The organism is Sphingobacterium spiritivorum, from assembly GCF_016725325.1.
Classification (GTDB): domain Bacteria; phylum Bacteroidota; class Bacteroidia; order Sphingobacteriales; family Sphingobacteriaceae; genus Sphingobacterium.
The window spans coordinates 5,099,247-5,120,613 of sequence record NZ_CP068083.1 but is presented as its reverse complement, the minus strand read 5'-3'; the positions used below and the strand labels follow the sequence as shown (position 1 = coordinate 5,120,613).

The window sequence follows — 21,367 nt, the reverse complement described above, 5'->3', positions numbered from 1 at the left end:
AAAATTAAATATTGATCTGATACATTCCTGTATTTAAATATCCTAATGACAGAAATATTATTGTTGCTACGGCCATTCTTCTCTGCCCATAAATGTTTGTGAGGATGGGGAAGGGATTTCTTTCTCCGGTTCTGAATCTGTATTTTTTAATTTCCGCAGATCAGGTTGGCCGGCTTCTATCCAGGCAGAATACCATAGACTTCCAATGCGCTGAATAGCTTTTCGCATGCGTATTTCAACCATTCCGTTAAGAGCCTCGTGATAAGCTTTGGCATATGGATCCGAATAGGTAAGAATCAATATATTATTACGTGTGAGATAGGTTTTTTTCTGCGATGGTGAAAAGTGATCGGAGAGCTCTTTCTCTATACGGAGAACTGTATCTGCAAGAGGGGCACTTTCATATACAATAGTCCATCCTAACGCCGCCGGATCGGAAATAAACTGTGCTTTCCCGGTAGCCAGCTTGTAGCTTTGCGCAAACATTTCCGGTAGCCGGCTTTCCCAGAAGGCATGTATTCCTGTCTGGCCGGTATATTGACCATTGTAATTTTTCGTGGTATGTAAAGGAACATGAGCATCTCCTACATAATGTCCCAAATCTGCGGAATGTCGGATGATTTTAGTCTTATCACGTGCTATAAAGGCTTTTACAAGTTTTTGATAGGTGATATAGATTTGCCAGGGAACAATACCATTGGATAATAATCTTCTTTCATCGATTTTCTCTTTAGCTCTGGACCAATGAACAGGCAGAGTATCTAAAGCATCAGCATCGTATGTATCGAGATCAATAAAATGTCGTGGTGATTCAGCGGTATCAATATAACAGCGCTTGTCAGCATCTACTGCTTTTTCTGTAATCTGATCTATATTTTGCTTATAAAATGCAGCAAGTTCAGTGGGCAATGTAAATACTGCATGCCTGTTGATAAGCTTATGTGCATAAAATCCCCATGAACTGCAGAGCAGGATGATCAATATACCGGGGAGAATCACTGGTACTTTCTTCATATGACATAATTCAGGACCTCTAATGTACGTATTATATTAATGGAAAAAGGGATTTTTGGCATTAAGCGGGACTTTAAGAACGTGTAACTTAATAATTAATTAACGTTAAATTTTCCGTATTAATTTGTATTTTGCAAACTATATAAGGACGCTATATGAAAGTACTTTATGCTGTCCAGGGAACTGGAAATGGACATTTATGCAGAGCTATGGATATTGTTCCCTGCTTACGCAAAACAGCCGATGTTGATGTACTTGTAAGTGGTATTCAGGCGGATATCAACCTTCCGTTTGAAGTAAAATATAAGCTTCATGGCCTAAGCTTTATCTTCGGTAAATCAGGAGGAGTAGATTTATGGAAAACATTCATGAGTTCTACAGTGAGGAAATTTACACAGGAGATCAAATCTTTGCCGATCGAAAACTACGATTTGATTATTAATGATTTCGAACCTATTTCGGCCTGGGCTTGTTACTCAAAAGATAAACCCTGTATAGGGCTCAGCCATCAGATCGGTGCGCTGGATGCATCAAGTCCTAAACCGGAAGAAAAAGATATGCTGGGTAAATTTATTATGAAGAATTATGCCCCCAGCTCTAAATCTTACGGATTTCATTTTAAGTCTTATAATGACCATATTTTCACCCCTGTAATCCGCGAATCTATACGTAATATTGAGCCGGAAGATCATGGTCATTATACGGTATACCTGCCTTCTTATGATGATGCTCATTTATTGAAGCATCTGAGCAAATTTCCGGATATACGATGGGAGGTCTTTAGCAAACATAACAGTAAACCTTTTCGGATGCGCAATGTGTTTATACAGCCCATTAATAGTGAAGAATTCGTGAAAAGTATGTCCACAGCCTCCGGGGTGCTTTGCGGAGCCGGATTCGAAACGCCTGCTGAAGCCCTTTTTCTAAATAAAAAATTATTGGTCATCCCCATGAAAAACCAATACGAACAGCACCTGAATGCTGCTGCACTGGAGGAGATGGGAGTGCCTGTGATCAGTAGTCTTAAACAAAAGAATGAATACGCTATAGAGGCCTGGTTGAATAGCCGAAATAAGGTTGAAGTTCATTATCCTGATTATACACAGGAAATTATCGATAACATCTTAAACAAATACAAATAATAAAAATGAGAAAAGTTTTAGCGGTTGGTTTTCTTACTGCACTAACATTGTGTGCCGGAGCTCAGGTGAAGAAAAAAAGCACGGGTACATCCAAAAAAGGAGTATCTGCACAACGTCCTGCACAGCAGGGGATAATTTTGAAAAATTCTGCAGATTCTGTTTCCTATGCTTTAGGTTTCGATATAGGGTCCTCCGTCAAGCCTATGGAATTACCTCTAAATGTTGAGTTGATGAAAAAGGGCCTGGAAGAGGCGCTGAAAGGCAGCAATGGTAAATTTACGAAGGAACAGAATGTCGAGATTATTCGTAATGCTATTCAAAAAGCAGCTGATGCAAAGAATGCTGTAGCGCTGAAAACTGAAAATGAATTTTTTGCTAAAAACAAAACCAAAGCTGGTATCATCACAACTCCTGAAGGCCTGCAATATGAGATTCTTACCAAGACAGAAGGCCCTAAACCTACAAGAGAAGATGAGATCGTTGCACATTATAAAGGTACATTGTTGGACGGTAAAACATTTGACAGTTCATATGACCGTGGTACGCCACTTACCTTGAGTCTTCAAAGTGTAATTGAAGGTTGGAAATTAGGTATTCCTTTGATGTCTGTAGGTTCAAAGTACCGCTTCTATATCCCTTCTAAACTGGGCTACGGGCCAAATGGTTCAGGGCCAATTCCGGGAAACAGTACTTTAATTTTTGACATAGAATTATTAGAATTCAAAAAAGAAGAATTAAAGTCTTATCCAGTGGTTGACGTTACAGATGATAAAAAATAAACTAGGAAAATCAGATCTGGAGGTTTCTGCAATTGGATTTGGTTGCATGTCTATCCGTAAGAGTCTGACATTTTCCGGAGTAGACTTAATTATGCAGGCCTATGAAGGAGGTGTCAATTACTTTGATACGGCAGATCTGTATGATCATGGTTGGAATGAAGAGTTCGTCGGAAAGGCGGTCTCTTCTTTTCGACAGGATATTCTGCTGGCAACCAAAGTCGGCAATCAGTGGCGTGCAGACGGAAGTGGCTGGGATTGGAAAGCGTCCAAATCGTATTTAATCAAGACAGTGGAAACTTCTCTTTCCCGATTGAATACGGACTATATTGATCTGTATCAGCTTCATGGCGGAACTATAGATGACCCCATCGATGAAATTATTGAAGCTTTTGAGCAATTAGTGACTGAGGGCAAAATCAGGTATTACGGATTGTCCAGTATTCGTCCGAATGTGATACGTGAATATGCTGAAAGATCTAATATTATTAGTGTTATGATGCAGTATAATCTTTTGGATCATCGACCTGAAGAAACAATGCTGGACGAACTTTTGAAAAAAAATATCAGTGTAGTAACCCGGGGGACAATCGCTAAAGGGCTGTTAATAAATAAGCCTGCAGAAGCCTATCTGCAGTTTACTGCAGGAGAGGTGCAGCATGCGGCTAAACATATTACAAAAATTGCAGAAGAAAAACAGGTTTCGCCCTTAAGTGTGGCTATGGGGTATGTATTGCAGCACCCTGCTGTAGCTTCTGCTATCATGGGAATCCGTACTAAAGCACAATTGAATGAGGTCTTGGAGGCTTCGATGACATTAGATAGTTTTTCTGCTCAGGACTGGACTCGCCTGCGTCAGGAAATGCGTCCGTTTTTATATACGGAGCATCGTTAGGTATCTTCTGAAAATCTGGCACTTATCTTATTTCTGTTTTTAATGTTTTAATTTATTAGGATTCTCTATTTATTATCTTCATTTTTAAGATAATTACTAACCTACTCTTATGAAAAGAATATTTGTTTTTGCGCTAACCATTTGTCTGGCAGGGCAAACTTATGCACAGAAAAGAACCCGGGATTTTTTGCTTATCTCTCCTTCAGAGAAGGTTGAAACGAGTCTGTATAATACTATTGATGTTATTGATAATCGGGATTTCAAAGAAAATCTGGGTATTATTCAAGTTGGTCTCCTTAATTCTAAAGCGCAGGTCATACCCGAAATTCCTTTGGAGAAACAAATTCAGCAACAATTGGGTTTTCTTGTATCGGGCGAAAAGAGTGACGGGGCACTTACACTCGTAATACAGAAATTTGCTGTTGCCGAATTGACGGGTGCTTTCTCTGAATCAGGTTTTTTTGATTTGAGAGCCAGTTTATTCGTGAAGAATAAGGATGAATCTTATCAAAGGCTGGCTACAATTGATACAGCTCATATTAATAAGGGGATGGATGTAACTAAGGAGTTGCTCCGTCATGCCAGTTATATTGTAAGCCATTTTCTGAAAGATAATTTAGGAAAATCGCCTACAGATACCATCCGATATTCTCAATCACAGGTTTTGGATTTTGAAAATATAGAAAAGTCTAAGGTGACTCTTTACAGTAATGGAATTGTTAATGATGGGGTGTATTATGATTATTTACATTTTAGAGATCAGTTACCTCAAGCAAATGTGTCTCTCCTCAATAATGATTTAACGAAGGGGTTTTATTCTCCGGATTCTAATGGAAAACTGAAGCGCCTGAAAGCCAATAAGTGTTATGCTGTCGTTGTTGACGGATTGGCTTATATTTCAAGTGAAGGCACATTCTATCCGCTTTATAAGAATGATAAGGACTATTTTTTTAACGGACTAAGCAGGACGACAGCTTCTGCCAGCAATGTAATTGCTGCTTCTGTTTTATTTGGTGCATTGGGCGCGGCTCTCGCTGCGAATAATACAGAACAATATGTTACTAAAATTGACTTTTACAACGGTAGCTTTATCAAAGTGTCAAAATTATAGTTGATTTGCTAGAAGTCTGGGCAACGTGTATTAGCGCTATAAAAAAGGATAAGATAGATTTACCTGAAGTACGTCTGCATAATATGCTCCAGATCTTCCGGTGTATCTACAGCGATGGTCTCATGTGTAGTCACAGCAGTCTGAATCCGGTATCCGTTTTCTACCCAGCGCAGTTGTTCCAGTGATTCCGCTTTTTCAAGAATGGAAACGGGAAGCCTGGTCAGTTCCTGCAGGATGTTTGTGCGGTAACCGTATATGCCTATATGTTTATAAAACTGATGTGAAGTAAGCCAGTTTTTCTGTTCGGTATTCCGGATAAACGGAATGGTCTGACGACTGAAATATATAGCTTCACCGCTTATATTCCGGACTACTTTTGGTATATTGACATTCAACAGCTCGGTTTCAGTGTGAATTTCTTTGACCAGTGTTGCGATCTGTGTATGTTCATTTTCAAAACAGGAAATCAGCAGCTCGATCTGCAGTGGATTTATAAAAGGCTCATCACCCTGAATATTAATCGCGATATCAAATCCGGATACTTTGGATATAACTTCTGCACAACGATCTGTACCTGATTCGTGTATTTTAGATGTAAGGACTACATTTCCGGCAAAACTGCGTACATGTTCCTCAATCCGGGTATCATCTGTAGCGACTACAACTTCGTGCAAACCGGGTGTTTGCTTCACTTGTTCATATACACGCTGAATCATTGATTTTCCTGCAATATCGACTAGCGGTTTTCCCGGAAACCGGGAGGATGCATAACGTGCAGGGATTATTCCAATAGTTTTCATAAATGTATAGTGTATGTAAAAGATCAGGAAGTGATTCCATTTTATTTTTTGTCACTTCCAGATCTTAATTGTTTAGCTTTTAAAAAAGTCCGAAGAGTTCGGCTTCGATTTTTTGGATGATAAAACCCAGATCTTCCGGTTTACTGGTAAAGTCCAGATTGTCTTTGTCCAGTATCATCACTTTACCATCCTTATAGTTGTTGATCCATTTGTCATATTTGTCGTTTAATTTAGACAAATAGTCCAGACGGATTGCAGATTCATAATCGCGACCTCTTCTTTGTATATTATTGACAAGGGTCGGAACGGATGCTTTCAGATAGATCAGCAGATCCGGAGGTTTGATATAATGAATGATGCTCTGGAAAATATTACTGTAATTTTCAAAATCACGCTCACTCATCAGACCCATATCAAATAAGTTCTCAGCAAATATATAAGCATCTTCGTATATGGTACGATCCTGTATCATATCTATGCCTTTCTCCTGCAGCTGTACAATATGTCTGAATCTGCTGTTCAGGAAAAAGATCTGCAGATTAAATGCCCATCTTTTCATATCTGCATAGAAATCTTCCAGATATGGATTATTATCTACTGCTTCAAACTGAGGCTCGTATTTGAAATGATTTGCTAAAAGCTGAGTCAGGGTTGTTTTTCCTGCTCCGATATTTCCTACAATAGCAATGTGCATATTATTTTTCCTAATTCTTCTTTTTAATAAAACTTTTTAAATCCAATAATCTCCCGTACTTCTTTTATGGTCTTACGTGCAGATTCGCCGGCTTTGTCAGCCCCTAGTTTGACAACTTTGGAGATGTAATCGTTATCTGCAGAGATCTCTTCTATGCGAGAACGGACATCATCTGTCGCGATGATCATATCTTCTGCCAGTTGCTTTTTGAAGTCGCCATAGCGGATTTCACATTTTTTGTAAAGATCATCAAAATGTTGAACTGTAGAAGCCGGAGATACGACCTTCATCAGGTCAAAGAGGTTCTGTATAGGTTCAGGTTTTACCTGATTCATTTCAGTAGGTCCGCCATCTGATACAGCACGCATTACTTTTTTACGGATAGCGTCCGGTGTATCTGACAGGTATATGCAATTGGCATCTCCGTTGGATTTACCCATCTTACCCTGTCCGTCGAGTCCCGGTACTTTAACCAGCTTGTCAGAATAGGAAAAAGCGAATGCTTCTTTGAAATAATCTACTTCATAAAGTCTGTTAAAACGGTTCCCAAAGGTACGGGTCATTTCCAGATGCTGTTCCTGATCTTTTCCTACAGGTACTTTAGTTCCATGATGAATCAGAATATCTGAAGCCATTAATACCGGATAGGTCAGCAAACCTGCATTCACATTGTTCGGATCAGCTCTGACTTTATCTTTGAAAGAGGCTGCACGCTCAAGCTCTCCCATATAAGCATTCATGTTCATATACAGATATAGCTCTGCGACCTCAGGTACATCTGACTGAATATAAATGGTTGATTTTTCAGGATCGATTCCCGCTGCTAAATATTCAACAACTACCTGTCTCACCGTTTGTTGAAGACCGTGAGGAGTAGGATGGGTGGTTAAAGAATGTAGATCGGCAATAAAAAAGAAACAATTATACTCATTTTGCATTTTTACGAAATTGCTTAATGCACCATAGTAGTTTCCTAAGTGTAATTTTCCGGTACTTCTGATACCGCTAACAACAGTTTCCATATTGATGCGAATTTAGCGATTTTTATTTTGATTTACGTTGTATTTCGTGTCAGCTGCAGAGATTTGTATGCTCCTCTTATGCTATATGCTCATTGGGGACTGATTGATAGTAAAAACAAAAAAGGAGAGCATATAGCTCTCCTTCAGAGGTATCTTTAAAAAGACGGATCGGCTGGTGTATTTGTATTATTATCTCTTTCCTGAAACGGATAGGGAAAGAAATTACGTTTGCGGTCTGCTGTAGGCTGATTGAAACGTCTCATATCTTCTATTTTTAATCCCGAAGCGTAGAGTTCTATACAACGGTGTTTGTAGATCAGGTCATAGATTTGTTGTTGAGTAAAATTACCTTTCAATTCGGGTAATCCTGCTCCCAGTTTATAGAACGGATCAGATTCCGGTAGCTTCGTTATTACTTTATTCAATTCTTTCAGAGCATCGGGAATATTATTCTGACGCGCCAGTACTTCTGCTTTTGTCAGTATCACTTCTCCGGGTAAATAAATAGGAAATGGGGTAACTGTTGTATCAGCAAAGCCTTTCATCCTGATTGTGGGAGGTGTAGTTGGAGTGCCTCGATATTTAGTGTAAAAGGCAATACGTTTATCAGCCGCATCAGGCATATTGCTTCCCGTCAGACCTAAAGCATCATTTTGTGGCTGGAATACATTGTTTGAAGTGACAACAGCTGATAAAGTGTTAGGAGAAAGAGCATCAAATCCAAAGGATGATGCTTGTGTCAAATCTACTAGCAGAGCTTCATCATATGCTAAGGTATAATTTTCCGAAAATAAAGCATATCTTGATTTCAGTGCATGCAGCGTGTTGATAATATTTATATCTTTAGGTATCCTACCTAAAAATTCAGAAGAGATTGGATTTGCCTCAATAACTTTCAAAGCGTTATCTAATATTTCTATGGCTTTATTGAATGCATCCTTTCTGGTCATAAACGGAACATTATATCCCACTCCATTTGGTACATTTTCCCAGTATTGTGCCATATTGCCAATGGCCATTGCTTTAAAGATACTGGTATAGGCAATAAGGCCAGAAGCGTATTTTTTATCCCCCAATTTATCTGCATTTTGCAAGACCAGATCTGCATCATAGACGATCTTGTTGGAACTTGTCCATAGATTCGCCAGAATCGTATTGGTACCATCCACTGCGCTTCCTCCTGTACTAAGCTGTAATTCAGGAATATTACCTGCATTTAAAAGTTTTAATTCATTGGTTACAAATCCATTTGCAGTTACAGAGTTGAAGAGTACGCTTGTACGTCCCAATGTATAGACTCTTTGCAGGCCGATTGCGACAGCTGTGAGTCCCTGTGAAGTACCGAGAGCAGTATTATTATCCGCTCGTGACGGATCCATGTATTCTTTGGAACAGGAGGTGATCAGTAATATAAAGCTGAGACCTATACCAAAGAACTGACGTGAAGTTATATTTTTAAATTTTTTCATGATCTTTTTCGTTAAATAAATTAAAATTTAGTCGATAAACCTATACTGAAAGAGCGAGGAATAGGTACTGCTCCGAAATCAATATTTCTCAGGATAGTAGATTGTCCTCCTGCATTCAGTTCCGGATCATATCCTTTATAATTATCCCATGAGATCAGATTTCGTCCGCTGACATTAATGGTCAGATCCTTAATGTATTTAACTTTGCCCACATTATAGCTTAGTGATACTTCCCTTAATTTGACGAACGATCCATTGTCAATACGCCATTCTTCGATAGCGTATACTCCGGAAACATATCCCCGAGGTAATTCGCCTTTTTGTTCCTGCTCGGCTACTTTGCCATTTCCTACACCTTGACGGGTTCTCCAGTCTGCATTCCAGACATCTCCTCCTCTTACGGCATCAAGTTGTACATGAAGGCTTAATTTTTTATAACTGATATCATTGACGAAAGAAAAGGTATAATCCGGATTTGGGTTACCCAGCACTTTACGCAGTGTAGTGCCCGTAGGCATTCCGTTTGCGTCACGCTGTGGTGTAAATGTAGTCGCCGAATTTTGGATACCGCGTTCCATCATCGGAATACCTGCTGCATTGGTCAGTAAACTACCATCCGGATTGCGGGCGAAGAATGTGCCGTAGAATACCCCGATAGGTTGTCCGGTGATAATAGATACCGGAGCTCCTGAGTTAGTAGGAAATAATCTGAGACCGCCCACATCCAACGCTTCATTTCTATTTCGGCTATAGATAAAGGAAGTATTCCAGTTCCATTTTTCTCCTTTTACCGGTGTACCATTTACAACGACTTCTATACCTTTATTTCGCAGAGAACCGATGTTATCCAGTAAATTGGAAAATCCAACTGAAGGAGCAATCACACTACGGAGTAAAAGATCATCTACTTTCTTGTTATACCAGTTGAATTGCAGGCCTAAACGATTTTTGAAAAAGGAAAGATCTGTACCCAATTCAAGCTCACGCTGGCGCTCTGGTTTAACATTTTCATTTGCCAGCGTTGCGCTGGAGAATAGAGAAGCTCTACCCAGGAAAGACTGGGTCTCGTAGGCGTTGAATCTTGCATAAGCCCCTATACCTGTCAGGTTGCCGGATTCGCCATATGCTCCACGTATTTTGAAGGTATCCCACCAGGATGATACACCTAGTTTTTTCCAGTATTCCGTGGAAGATAATACATAACTCACACTACCTTTCAGATATTTCTGCGTACGGAAATCTTTTCCGAATACAGATGACTGATCAATGCGTAAGGCTCCGGTTACAAAGAGGTGGTCTCTGTATTTGAAATTTTGCTGTATATATCCGCCACTGACAGATAACTCTGTACGACCGTCAACTCCCGGAAGAGGAGTGGAAGCCGCATTTACGGTTTCGATGAGCGGAGCAAGCCCCCGGCCACTGATCAATGCATACTTGCTTTTTTCGTATTGATAGGAATAGCCTACTTGTGTGGTGGATGATAAAATATCTGATAACTTAGCTTCATATGTTGCATTCAGTTCATTATTAAACTGAAAGGCATTATTATTGGCTGTACTTGCATAGCCATTGACAGTCCCGTCCAAACCTGCTCCTCCGCCAAAGAAATCAGTGTTTACATTATACGCAAACGGTGGAATATAAGTAGTACCGTTCTGGGCAGAATTGTCAACACCCATGGTAAAATCTAAGGTCAGATTTTTTACAGGAGTAAGTTTTAGATTGGCATTCGCAATAATTCGATCTGTCTCTTGTCTTTGTTTGATGTCTTCAATAACCGAAACAGGGTTGACACGTCCGCGTTCACCGACAGCCATTAAGTTGCCGTTCTCATCCCGTGCAAATATATCATGGAAATTTCCAATAATTGTCACCGAGTTCATAGGGGAGAAGAAGGAGTTTCCATCCGGTTTTTCATTTGCAGAACTCTTCACATAATTCAGTCCGGCACTAAATTTAGCCCAGTCATTCAGTTTCTGGTCTAAATTTGTTCTGAAATTATATCTTCTGAAATTCGTGTTTTTGATAATCCCCTGATTGGAGAAGTATCCTGCGGAAGTATAATATTTGGTGTTGTCATTTCCGCCAGAGATAGAAAGGGTATTATCAGTTCCTGTGGAAGAACGGAAGATGTAATCCTGATAATTATACCGTTGAACAGGAGTAGTTGTCGTTTGTAACGGTGTAGCAATTACATCCTGTGTAAATACATTTGGGGAACCCCCGAATTTCACAGGCGATTCATTTACCTCTACTTGTTTGCGTAAGTGACCTACGGTCAGACTGGTTCCGAAATTAATCTGCGGGGCTCCGCTCGCACCTCTTTTGGTGAATATCTGGATAACACCGGCATTGGCTCTGGATCCGTATATAGCAGCGGCTGCTGCGCCATTTAGCACCTCAATACGTTCGATATCTGCGGGGTTGATATCTACCATTCTGTTTTGCCCGATACTCCCCACAAAATCACCTCCGTCATAGTTAGCGGAAGTGTTTGTTACTCTTGTTGTATTATTACTCACAATAACACCATCGATGATATAAAGAGGCTCAGAAGAAGAATTGACAGAGCTGATACCGCGTAATCTCACACTGATTCCTCCGGCCGGATCTCCGGAGTTCTGACTGATCTGGGCACCGGCTGTCTTGCCTTGTAAGGAAGCTAACACATTTCCACTTGGCGCTTTATTCAGATCATCGCCTTTTACAGAACTTACGTAACTGCCTAATTGTTTTCGGGTTGTTCCTTGCGAAGTACCGGTTACGATGACTTCATCCAGTCCGACGGCATCCGACTGTAACTGGACAGCTATAGTTGTTGAAGTACCGACCGTTTGTTCCTGTCTTACATAGCCAATATGTGAAAATACTAATACATCACCTTGCTTTGCTTTGACAGAATAATCCCCTAATTGATTCGTTAGGGTCGCTTCTTTTGTGTTTTTTACACTGACGGATACCCCGGCTACCGGAGTTCCGCCTGACGTAACTTTTCCTGAAACAGTTATTTGTTGCGCTATAGCCTGGGCCAGAAGCAGAAACGTACTTAATAGAAGTAATGTAGATTTCTTCATAATCGAATGTATTAAAATTGTTAGTTCGTTTTAAAACACGCAAAGTAGCGCATTTTTATTGTTTAATGTAAATTTGGTTAATTAAGCTTGATTTAAAAAATAAAAAATTGTTTTTGCGTGTAATAATTTGCAATTAATTATTAATAGTCTGATTTTTAACTAATTAAATTTTAAATTCATGTGAAGTGTTTGAAAGTTTTCCATTTTTTTAGTCAATTAAATAATTGTGCATATTGTTTTTAAGCATCTGTTTGTTAGTTTGTTATGTTTATTTTCTGATGTTTTATTCGAAAAACGCAATCATGCAACTTATTTCGGTATTATTTAGTAATAGCGAAATAAATTGCACTTTGTGAGTGGAATAAAATAGAGTTGGAATATACTTTTCTGAAGTAGGAATTGTTCAGAACAGGAGGTTAAAAGTGTAGTTTGCGCATTTGCAAATGCAGGGTGTCAAACAGTACAAATTCGTTGTGAAGAGTGGGTAATCCTGTTATTAGTTTTAATGCTTCCTGTGCCATCATGCAGCCTATAATACCCGGAAGTGTACCGATGACTCCGTTTTCATCACAATTAGGAACATCTTCTGAAGGTGGGGGTAAGGGAAACAGATCTCTCAGGTTTTTAGAGCCCTTGTGATTAAATACAGCGAGTTGTCCCTGGAAATTCAATACACTTCCAAAGACCAGCGGTTTTCCCAATGACACACAAGTATCATTACTGAGATAACGGGTGGCAAAATTATCGCTCCCATCAATAATCAGATCATATGTATCAAAAATCTCTGTTGCATTAGAAGGATCTAATTTTAGTGTATGTGCAATAAACTCAATACCTGAATTATGTTGCTGCAGTTTAGAGATGGCTGTTGACACTTTATCTTTTTTCAGATCGCTTTCTGTAAAAAGAATCTGCCGGTGCAGATTATCTGTTTCAACCCTGTCAAAATCAATAATTCCGATAGTACCTACTCCGGCACCTGTAAGGTAAGAAAGTACAGGTGATCCCAGGCCTCCTGATCCGACCACCAACACACGGGCGTTGCGTATTTTTTTCTGACCATCCATTCCGATTTCCGGAAGCATAATATGTTTTTTATAGCGTAGTATTTCTTCTCTGGGTAGCATTTGATATAATTTAAAAGCAGTAGAATCTGTTCAGTTTTTGTGGATGATTATGAAAATACAGAATCCCAATCCTTCCATACCGCTTCATATCCTTTGGATCTGATAAGCTGTTCTATATCGGATACTGGTCTTTCATCGGATATTTCAAACTGTTCCAGAGATTGCGGATCCACTGTATATCCTCCGGGATTTGTTTTGGATTCGGCACTCATGGTTGTGACACCCAGAGGAATGATATGGTTTCGGAAGTGTTCACTTTCCCGTGTGGAGATAGAAATCTCGAGATCTTCATTCCAGAGTCGATATGCACATATCAACTGGACCAGATCCCGGTCATCCATATGGAAATTAGGTTCTCCGATACCCGATGCAGGACGTAAACGCGGGAAGGATACAGAATATTTGGTTTGCCAATATGCTTTTTGCAGATAATCAATATGGAGTGCGTTAAAAAAACTATCTACACGCCAGTCTTCCAGTCCTAACAAAACGCCAAGTCCTATTTTATGTATTCCTGCCTGACCGATTCTGTCCGGGGTATCCAGTCTGAAATCAAAATTTGATTTTTTGCCTTTTGGATGATAGGTCTTGTATACTTCTTTATGGTACGTTTCCTGATATACTAAGACAGCATGTACTCCAGCCTGCTGAAGGAGCTCATATTCCTGTAAGGTAAGAGGTTGTACTTCAATAGAAATGTTGGAAAAGTAAGGTTTTATCTTGTCCATAGCATTCAGAAAATAAAGTAAATTGACTGTGTAATTTGCCTCTCCGGTGACCAGTAATACATGGTCAAACCCTTTATTTTTGAGAAACAAGACTTCACGTATCAGTTCTTCATCATTAAGTGTTTTTCTTCTGATCTTGTTGTCCATGCTGAATCCGCAATAAGTGCAGATATTGTTGCATTCGTTGCTAAGATACAGTGGTGCATACAATTGAATGGTTTTTCCAAATCTCTTTTTGGTCAGATGATGGCACTGTGTGGCCATATCCTCCAGAAAGGAAGCTGCAGCAGGAGAAAGGAGAATCAGAAAATCCTGCAGATTTCTTTTGGATTTGGCTAATACCTGTTTGACCTGTTGTTCAGTGACTGCATAAATCTTTTCCTTAATCGTATCCCAGTCGTATTGATCGAATATATCTTTAAATTGGGTTTTCATGGTTTTATATTAGGTCTGTTGCAGGAAAGAAGTGAATGGACTTGATGCATGGCTTTGTTGGACCACGGCTGGAAGCTTGGCCAGATAAGCTGTTCTGCCCGCCTGTACAGCGAGCTTAAAGGCGTGTGCCATGGCCTGAGGATCGTCTGCTGCTGCAATTGCAGTATTGACTAATACCGCATCGGCGCCTAATTCCATTGCTTTTGCGGCATCAGAGGGAGCCCCTATTCCTGCATCTATAATTACCGGAACCGAGCTTTGTTCGATGATGATCTCCAGAAAGTCAATGGTCCGTAGTCCTTTATTACTACCTATTGGCGACCCCAAAGGCATGACAGTTTGTGCACCTACATTTTCCAGTCGTTTGCAAAGTACCGGATCAGCATGTATGTAAGGCATGACAATGAACCCCAGTTGTACGAGTTCTTCAGCTGCCTGGATTGTTTCTATAGGGTCGGGTAGCAAATATTTAGGATCCGGATGAATCTCCAGCTTGATCCAGTTAGTTTCTAAGGCTTCACGCGCAATCTGAGCAGCCAACACAGCCTCTTTTGCTGTACGTGCACCGGAGGTATTGGGTAGTAAATGAATATGTGGATGATGCAAATGACGGATAAGATGATCCTGCCCGTCATTGGTATTGATCCGTTTCAGCGCTACGGTTACTAATTCGCTTTCAGAGGCTAACACAGCCTTTTCCAGCAACTCTCCGGAACCGAATTTTCCGGTTCCAACAAATAAACGAGAATGAAAGCTGCGGTTGGCAATAGTAAGATTATCCATAAAATTCATGATTGATATGTTGAATGATTGATTGCGTACTGACCGATTGAGTCAGCAGGGAAGAGACTGCCACACCGTAGATGCCGATATGCTGCAGTTGAAGAATATCCTCCTGTTTTATACCTCCGATAGCATAAATAGGAGGGTGATCTTGATCTTCTTTTTGTATCTCCTGTATAATGTTTTGATATCCTTCATAACCAAGAACCGGACTTAGGTTCTGTTTGGAAGAGGTGAATCTTAAGGGACCAAGACCTATGTAGTCACAGTTTTCAGCAATGCGCTGACGTACATCTTCTGCTGTATTGGCTGTACCTCCGATAATTTTATCAGAGCCCAGAAAATTTCGGGCTTGTTGTACGGAAAGGTCTGTCAGCCCCAGATGAACACCATCACTATTGACCTTGTAGGCTATGGAGACATGGTCATTGATAATATAGGTAAAATCGAATTGTTTTTTTAATTCGGTAACCTGATAAGCCAGATCGATCAGTGCTGTTTCTGGAGCATTTTTCCATCGAAGCTGTATCCAGTCTCCTTTATTTTCCAAAACCTTTCTGATGTTATTCAGCTGTTCATTTACCGTATTGCCGGTGGAGATATATTGTAATCTACTGTACATATGATATATTTTGAGAAATAGAAAGACATTTTTCAGCAGCAGAGAGGGGATTCTGATGTTTCCAGATATAGCCACACATAGCAACATCATCGTATCCTAAAGTTTTTAATTCAGATATATTGTATTCCGTGATTCCTCCTAAAGCAATCATTCTGCTGTTAAAATTGGTTCTGTGCTGTATATTGTGGATTTTGAAATCTGCTGTTGCCTGATATCCTTCTTTTGAAATACTGGGATATACCGGACTGATAAAAGCATAAGCGATATCTGCATCCAGACTGTTAAACTCATCTACATGATGTGTAGATGCGGACAGAATCAGATCTGTGTCTGGCAGGCTTATTTCTTTTTTCTTATCCGGGGAGATATGTACCCGTCTTATACCTGCCTTTAATGCAGTTTCTTTATGATAGTGTAATACAATAAAGGGATAGAGGTGTCTATCAATATCTTTAAGTATATGAATTATATCATCCTTTGGTGTAAAGGGTAAACGAAGATGATACAGCAGCTCATCCGACCAGGGAAAGGAGTGTATCAGTTCTAGATGTTGCGGAGTGATCGTATCCGGTGATATTATAATCATATCTGTCAGATATAAAGTTGTTTCCCGTTTTCGATAAATTCCTGTGATTTCTCCAGCAGTCCCTGTTCTGTCGCTTCCCGGATTTCCTGTGTTATTTTCATGGAACAGAACTTAGGTCCGCACATTGAACAGAAATGAGCGACTTTGGCTCCATCTGCAGGCAGTGTTTCATCATGAAATTCTCTTGCGGTATCCGGATCAAGAGATAGATTGAACTGATCTTCCCAGCGAAATTCAAAACGAGCCTTACTTAATGCATTATCCCTGTACTGTGCACCGGGATGTCCTTTGGCCAGATCGGCCGCATGGGCAGCGAGTTTGTAAGTAATGACTCCGTCCTTAACGTCTTTTTTGTTTGGTAATCCCAAATGCTCCTTTGGGGTTACATAACATAGCATAGCACAGCCAAACCATCCGATCATAGCGGCTCCGATAGCGGAAGTGATATGGTCATATCCCGGGGCAATGTCCGTCGTAAGAGGGCCTAAGGTATAAAAGGGTGCTTCATGGCATTCCTTCAGTTGCTTATCCATATTTTCTTTGATGAGGTGCATGGGAACGTGTCCAGGACCTTCGATCATAACCTGTACATCATGTTTCCAGGCAATATGTGTCAGTTCGCCTAGAGTTTCGAGTTCAGCAAACTGTGCCGCATCATTAGCATCTGCTATTGCACCTGGGCGTAATCCGTCTCCAAGGGAGAAAGCTACATCATAGGCTTTCATAATTTGGCAGATTTCTTCAAAATGGGTGTATAAAAAATTTTCCTTATGATGGAAAAGACACCACTTAGCCATAATTGACCCTCCGCGGGATACGATTCCGGTAACTCGTCTGGCAGTGAGGTGTATGTAACGTAGCAATACACCGGCATGTATGGTAAAGTAGGATACACCTTGTTCAGCCTGTTCGATAAGCGTATCTCTGAAAATTTCCCATGTAAGGTTTTCAGCTACACCGTTTACTTTTTCCAGTGCCTGGTAGATCGGTACTGTGCCAATGGGTACCGGAGAATTGCGGATAATCCATTCCCGTGTTTCATGAATATTCTGTCCTGTTGAGAGATCCATTATTGTGTCCGCTCCCCACCGGCATGCCCATACTGCTTTTTCTACTTCTTCTTCAATACTGGAGGTGACGACGCTGTTCCCTATATTCGCATTGATTTTAACCAAAAAATTACGCCCTATGATCATAGGCTCACTTTCCGGATGGTTGATGTTATTGGGGATAATAGCTCTGCCAGCTGCAATTTCATCACGGACAAATTCAGGTGTTATCTTTCCTGCTGGTGTATTGGCTCCGAATGAATACCCCTTGTGCTGATGTTCCATACCTGCTGTAGCCTGTTGTAACTGTTCGATTTTTTGATTTTCACGAATGGCTACATATTCCATTTCGGCCGTAATTATTCCTTTGCGGGCATAATACAGTTGTGTTACATTTTTCTCACCTGTTGCTTTTTTTGGTTGATGGGCGTATTCGAAACGCAGCGAATCAAGTTTAGGATCTTGTTTTCTTCTGATACCGTATTCTGAACTTATACCGGATAGTATTTCTACATCTTGTCTGTCCAGTATCCATTGTTCACGTATACGGGGTAAACCTTTGCGGACGTCTATCACGGCATTTACATCAGTATATGGGCCCGAAGTGTCGTAAATGGTAATCGGAGGATTGTGCTGTACACCTCCGTTAGCGAGTTTGGTATCACTTAATTTTATACGGCGCATGGCTACCTTTACAGGGTGGAGCTGACCTTCTATATAAACCTTTTCAGAATTAGGAAAGGGTGTGGCTGAGATGCTGTGTTGATCTTTCATGTTTTATGGAATAATGCTGTGATGAATTAACCTCCCTGAGCGGCAGTGAAGATGAGAATATTGTCATTAGATAGAATGGTGTGACCAGTCCATTGATCTTTTGGGATGACCTGATCATTGATAGCTACAGCAATACCAGTCTGTTTATCCGGAATTTCCTGATCCAGCAATTGCTTTAATGTGAGTGGAGAAAGAAGGGGTTTGGTCTGACCGTTGAGGGTAAAGTTCATATTCCTAAAGTTTAAAAGTGATAAATTTTACTTTAGGAATGGCTACGGTGTGTACGGGTACACAGGTCAGTCATCTACTTTTCCCTACGCTAGTATGAACTAGATCAGGTTCAAAGGGTAATTCTCAGCCTGCTCTCGCAGACACCCCTAAAGTATTACAAACATATGGATTTTTATGAGATAAAAAAATCTATATGCATATTTTAAGTTTATATAACTATTTGATTTTTTTAGCTTCGTTCCAGTAGACATCCATTTCTGCTAAGGACATATCCTGCAGTTTCTGGTTGTTTTCAGCTGCTTTTTCTTCCAGGTATGTAAAGCGCTTTATGAATTTTTTGTTTGTTCGTTCCAAGGCATTTTCCGGATTGATACCTGCATGGCGCGCATAGTTGATCAGTGAAAACAGCAAATCTCCGAATTCGCCCTCCGCTTTTTCAGCATCAATTGCTACTCCGTTATCGATGTTAAATTCCGCTTTAAATTCGGCCAGTTCTTCCTCAACTTTTTCCCAGACTTGTTTTTTATCCTCCCAGTCAAAGCCTACACCTCTTACTTTATCCTGTATACGGTAGGCTTTTACCAATGCAGGCAATCCTTTGGGGACACCTGAGAGTACGGATGCATTTCCTTCTTTTAACTTGATGGCTTCCCAGTTAGATTTTACCTGTTCATCATTTTCTACCTCTATTTCCCCATAGATATGCGGATGACGGTTAATCAGTTTGTCGCAGACTGCATTGATTACATCCACCAGGGTAAATCTGTTTTGCTCTTCTGCTATACGGGCGTAGAATACGAGGTGCATCATGACATCTCCCAGTTCTTTTTTGATTTCGGGATAATCTTCATCCAGAATAGCATCCGTAAGTTCGTACATTTCTTCGATAGTGAGGTGTCTCAGAGACTCCATTGTCTGTTTCTTATCCCAGGGGCATTCCAACCTTAATGTGTACAGGACATCGAGTAAACGTTGAAAGGCCGTAGCAGGACTGTATTGCGGAACGGGAGGAATATGTGCCATAGACTAAAATTATAGGTTAAAGTTACGGATATTGTTGGGGACAGTCGTAAATATTGTAGAATTTTAAAGGTATTAAACAAACAAATATGTGGTACAGTAAGTTATTATGAAGTTGTTTTTTGATAATTGTCAATGTTTACAACATCGTATTTTCCGAAGTTTGTACCCGTTATTACACATTGAATATTCTGTATGACCATTTCTAATTTGTTAAAGAAGATTACTCCATTTGCGAAACCGTATAAGAATCTTATTGTTTATACGCTGATCCTGACTGTTATCGGTTCTTTTGCGGCACAGGTAAACGCCTTCATTCTTAAATATACAGTAGACTCTATCAGTAATCTGCTGGTGGCGAAACAGCCTTTATCTAAAGGACTTTATCTGCTGACTGTTATTTCAATCATTTTGTTATTAAAGGAGATCATTTATTCCTGTGTGCAGTTCGGACAGAAATTTTATGGTGAAAAGCTGAGAATCTATATTGCAAGGGATTTTGCCCAACTGATCGTTGAGAAGATACTCAGCTACCGTATGGCTTTTTATACATCCTCCAAAAATGAATCAGGTAAGCTGCAGACACGGATAGATTCCGGAATCAGCAGCCTGACACGTCTGGTTCAGAATTTCTTTATTGACATATTGCCCTTATTCGCAAATGCTATTGTGGCTCTTGCCTGTATGTTTGCTGCTAATTTTTATGTAGGACTTGTCGGGCTATTGATCGTGCCGATATATTTTTACGTTAGTCAGGTACAGGCAAACCGGTTGAGTGGTTTTCGTCGTAATATGCGCAGATACCGGGAAAATAAGAGTAATCAGATTATCAACCTCATTGATTCGATTAATGTTATCAAGTCGTTTGTCAGAGAGCGACTGGAAGCAGACCGTCATGAAAAGATTCAGTATGAAATGACAGAAAATCAGATGGCAACGCGAAAAACAAGCTTTCTGTTTGATAGTATCAAGAGCTTTATAGAACAGATCGGAATCGTGATTGTCATTATTCTGACGGCTTATTTTGTATTAGACGGTCAGATGACCCTTGGGGCCATTATGTTTCATGTAATGCTATTCAACAATGTGTCGGCACCGATCAGACAGTTGCACCGTATTTATGATGAGGTCAATGATGCATTGATCTATTCGGAGAGTTTTTTTGAGATACTGGAATCTGATGAAGAGATTGAGCAGTCCGGCAAATACCGTCCTGCACGTATCAAAGGTTTGATAGAACTTAAAAATGTATCCTTTGAATACCCTAACGGAACAAAAGCGCTGAAAGGCATAGATATGACTATCCGGCCTAATGACATTACAGCTCTTGTCGGACTGAGCGGAGCTGGCAAAAGTACAGTTATCAACCTGATGGATAAATTTTATGAACCATCTTCAGGACAGATTTTGCTGGATGGGGTAGATCTGGCCGAATATGATACGGCTTTTCTGCGTGAGAATATTGGTCTGGTCTTGCAACGCAATCATATTTTTAAAGGATCGGTTGCAGAAAATATCCGCTATGGTAAACCTGATGCTACTATGGAAGAAGTGGTGTATGCTGCAAAACAGGCGTATATTCATGATCAGGTACTGGAGTTGCCGGACGGATATGAATCTGAGGCGCACCTGATGTCTGGGGGTCAGCAGCAACGGATAGCTATTGCACGTCTCTTTCTCAAAAATCCCCCGATTATTTTTCTGGATGAACCGACGGCTAATCTGGATGCTATTGCTACTGAACAGATAAAAAATAGTCTGGATGCTATAAAGGTGGGTAGAACAGTAATTATTGTCTCTCATAGTATCTCTCAGATTATAGATGCTTCTCACATCATCGTGATGGAGAAAGGACAGGTCATGGAGGATGGGACGCATGAGGAACTGTATGAACAGAAAGGAACGTATTATAAAATCTTTATGGCAATGGCAAATAGTCTGAATATCGATAAAATAACAAACTCTATACGGGAATAGATTGTTATATAATACGGAGAGCAGAATGAACTGTT

At 40.2% G+C, this 21,367-nt stretch carries 19 protein-coding genes and 1 riboswitch; of the genes, 5 read left to right on the top strand and 14 right to left on the bottom strand.

From position 1 onward, the window contains the following. Positions 1-66 precede the first annotated feature (66 nt). A complete protein-coding gene (locus I6J02_RS21605; protein ID WP_201679822.1) occupies positions 67-1,014 on the bottom strand; it encodes a zinc dependent phospholipase C family protein in 948 nt (315 codons plus the stop codon). 155 nt (positions 1,015-1,169) lie between these two features. Between I6J02_RS21605 and I6J02_RS21600 the strand changes: the two genes are divergently transcribed. From I6J02_RS21600 to I6J02_RS21585, 4 genes are all read left to right on the top strand, one after another. Beyond that, positions 1,170-2,156, top strand: coding sequence for a glycosyltransferase family protein (locus I6J02_RS21600; protein WP_201679821.1), 987 nt, complete (start codon positions 1,170-1,172; stop codon positions 2,154-2,156). 5 nt (positions 2,157-2,161) lie between these two features. Further along, entirely contained in the window at positions 2,162-2,935 is a 774-nt protein-coding gene (locus I6J02_RS21595) for an FKBP-type peptidyl-prolyl cis-trans isomerase (protein WP_201679820.1), read from the top strand. Then, a complete protein-coding gene (locus I6J02_RS21590) occupies positions 2,922-3,827 on the top strand; it encodes an aldo/keto reductase (protein ID WP_201679819.1) in 906 nt (301 codons plus the stop codon). Before I6J02_RS21595 ends, I6J02_RS21590 begins: the two co-directional genes overlap by 14 nt. 109 nt (positions 3,828-3,936) lie before the next feature. Further along, a complete protein-coding gene (locus tag I6J02_RS21585; RefSeq protein WP_201679818.1) occupies positions 3,937-4,938 on the top strand; it encodes a hypothetical protein in 1,002 nt (333 codons plus the stop codon). 59 nt (positions 4,939-4,997) lie between these two features. On the opposite strand, the gene kdsB is transcribed toward I6J02_RS21585, so the two are convergent. From kdsB to mazG, 13 genes are all read right to left on the bottom strand, one after another. Beyond that, positions 4,998-5,738 carry a 3-deoxy-manno-octulosonate cytidylyltransferase gene (gene kdsB / locus I6J02_RS21580; RefSeq protein ID WP_201679817.1) on the bottom strand — a complete coding sequence of 247 codons (741 nt, stop codon included), beginning with the start codon at positions 5,736-5,738 and terminating at the stop codon, positions 4,998-5,000. Positions 5,739-5,817: 79 nt separating this feature from the next. After that, entirely contained in the window at positions 5,818-6,432 is a 615-nt protein-coding gene (locus tag I6J02_RS21575) for a deoxynucleoside kinase (RefSeq protein WP_201679816.1), read from the bottom strand. A 23-nt stretch (positions 6,433-6,455) separates the two neighbouring features. After that, a complete protein-coding gene (gene trpS, locus I6J02_RS21570) occupies positions 6,456-7,454 on the bottom strand; it encodes a tryptophan--tRNA ligase (protein WP_201679815.1) in 999 nt (332 codons plus the stop codon). Between the two features lie 155 nt (positions 7,455-7,609). Next, complete coding sequence (locus tag I6J02_RS21565) at positions 7,610-8,923, bottom strand: RagB/SusD family nutrient uptake outer membrane protein (RefSeq protein WP_201679814.1); 1,314 nt, start codon at positions 8,921-8,923, stop codon at positions 7,610-7,612. 20 nt (positions 8,924-8,943) lie between these two features. After that, positions 8,944-12,000, bottom strand: a complete 3,057-nt coding sequence (locus I6J02_RS21560; protein ID WP_201679813.1) for a SusC/RagA family TonB-linked outer membrane protein — start codon at positions 11,998-12,000, stop codon at positions 8,944-8,946. A 416-nt stretch (positions 12,001-12,416) separates the two neighbouring features. Then, the gene (locus I6J02_RS21555; protein ID WP_201679812.1) at positions 12,417-13,127 is read right to left on the bottom strand and encodes a HesA/MoeB/ThiF family protein; all 711 of its coding nucleotides are present in this window, start codon (positions 13,125-13,127) and stop codon (positions 12,417-12,419) included. Between the two features lie 47 nt (positions 13,128-13,174). Further along, the gene (gene thiH, locus I6J02_RS21550) at positions 13,175-14,290 is read right to left on the bottom strand and encodes a 2-iminoacetate synthase ThiH (protein WP_201679811.1); all 1,116 of its coding nucleotides are present in this window, start codon (positions 14,288-14,290) and stop codon (positions 13,175-13,177) included. Positions 14,291-14,299: 9 nt separating this feature from the next. Beyond that, positions 14,300-15,082, bottom strand: a complete 783-nt coding sequence (locus I6J02_RS21545; RefSeq protein ID WP_262895881.1) for a thiazole synthase — start codon at positions 15,080-15,082, stop codon at positions 14,300-14,302. Next, the gene (locus I6J02_RS21540) at positions 15,066-15,695 is read right to left on the bottom strand and encodes a thiamine phosphate synthase (RefSeq protein WP_201679810.1); all 630 of its coding nucleotides are present in this window, start codon (positions 15,693-15,695) and stop codon (positions 15,066-15,068) included. The genes I6J02_RS21545 and I6J02_RS21540 overlap by 17 nt, the downstream gene beginning before the upstream one ends. Next, entirely contained in the window at positions 15,685-16,281 is a 597-nt protein-coding gene (locus tag I6J02_RS21535; protein ID WP_201679809.1) for a thiamine phosphate synthase, read from the bottom strand. Before I6J02_RS21535 ends, I6J02_RS21540 begins: the two co-directional genes overlap by 11 nt. Before the next feature lie 5 nt (positions 16,282-16,286). Further along, positions 16,287-18,104, bottom strand: coding sequence for a phosphomethylpyrimidine synthase ThiC (gene thiC / locus I6J02_RS21530; protein ID WP_201679808.1), 1,818 nt, complete (start codon positions 18,102-18,104; stop codon positions 16,287-16,289). 26 nt (positions 18,105-18,130) lie between these two features. Further along, complete coding sequence (thiS, locus tag I6J02_RS21525; protein ID WP_201679807.1) at positions 18,131-18,334, bottom strand: sulfur carrier protein ThiS; 204 nt, start codon at positions 18,332-18,334, stop codon at positions 18,131-18,133. A 64-nt stretch (positions 18,335-18,398) separates the two neighbouring features. Continuing rightward, positions 18,399-18,493: riboswitch (TPP riboswitch) on the bottom strand. Positions 18,494-18,551: 58 nt separating this feature from the next. Next, positions 18,552-19,358, bottom strand: coding sequence for a nucleoside triphosphate pyrophosphohydrolase (mazG, locus tag I6J02_RS21520; protein ID WP_201679806.1), 807 nt, complete (start codon positions 19,356-19,358; stop codon positions 18,552-18,554). Positions 19,359-19,550: 192 nt separating this feature from the next. On the opposite strand from mazG, the gene I6J02_RS21515 reads away from it, so the two are divergent. Beyond that, a complete protein-coding gene (locus tag I6J02_RS21515; protein WP_201679805.1) occupies positions 19,551-21,332 on the top strand; it encodes an ABC transporter ATP-binding protein in 1,782 nt (593 codons plus the stop codon). The last annotated feature ends 35 nt before the right edge of the window (positions 21,333-21,367 follow it).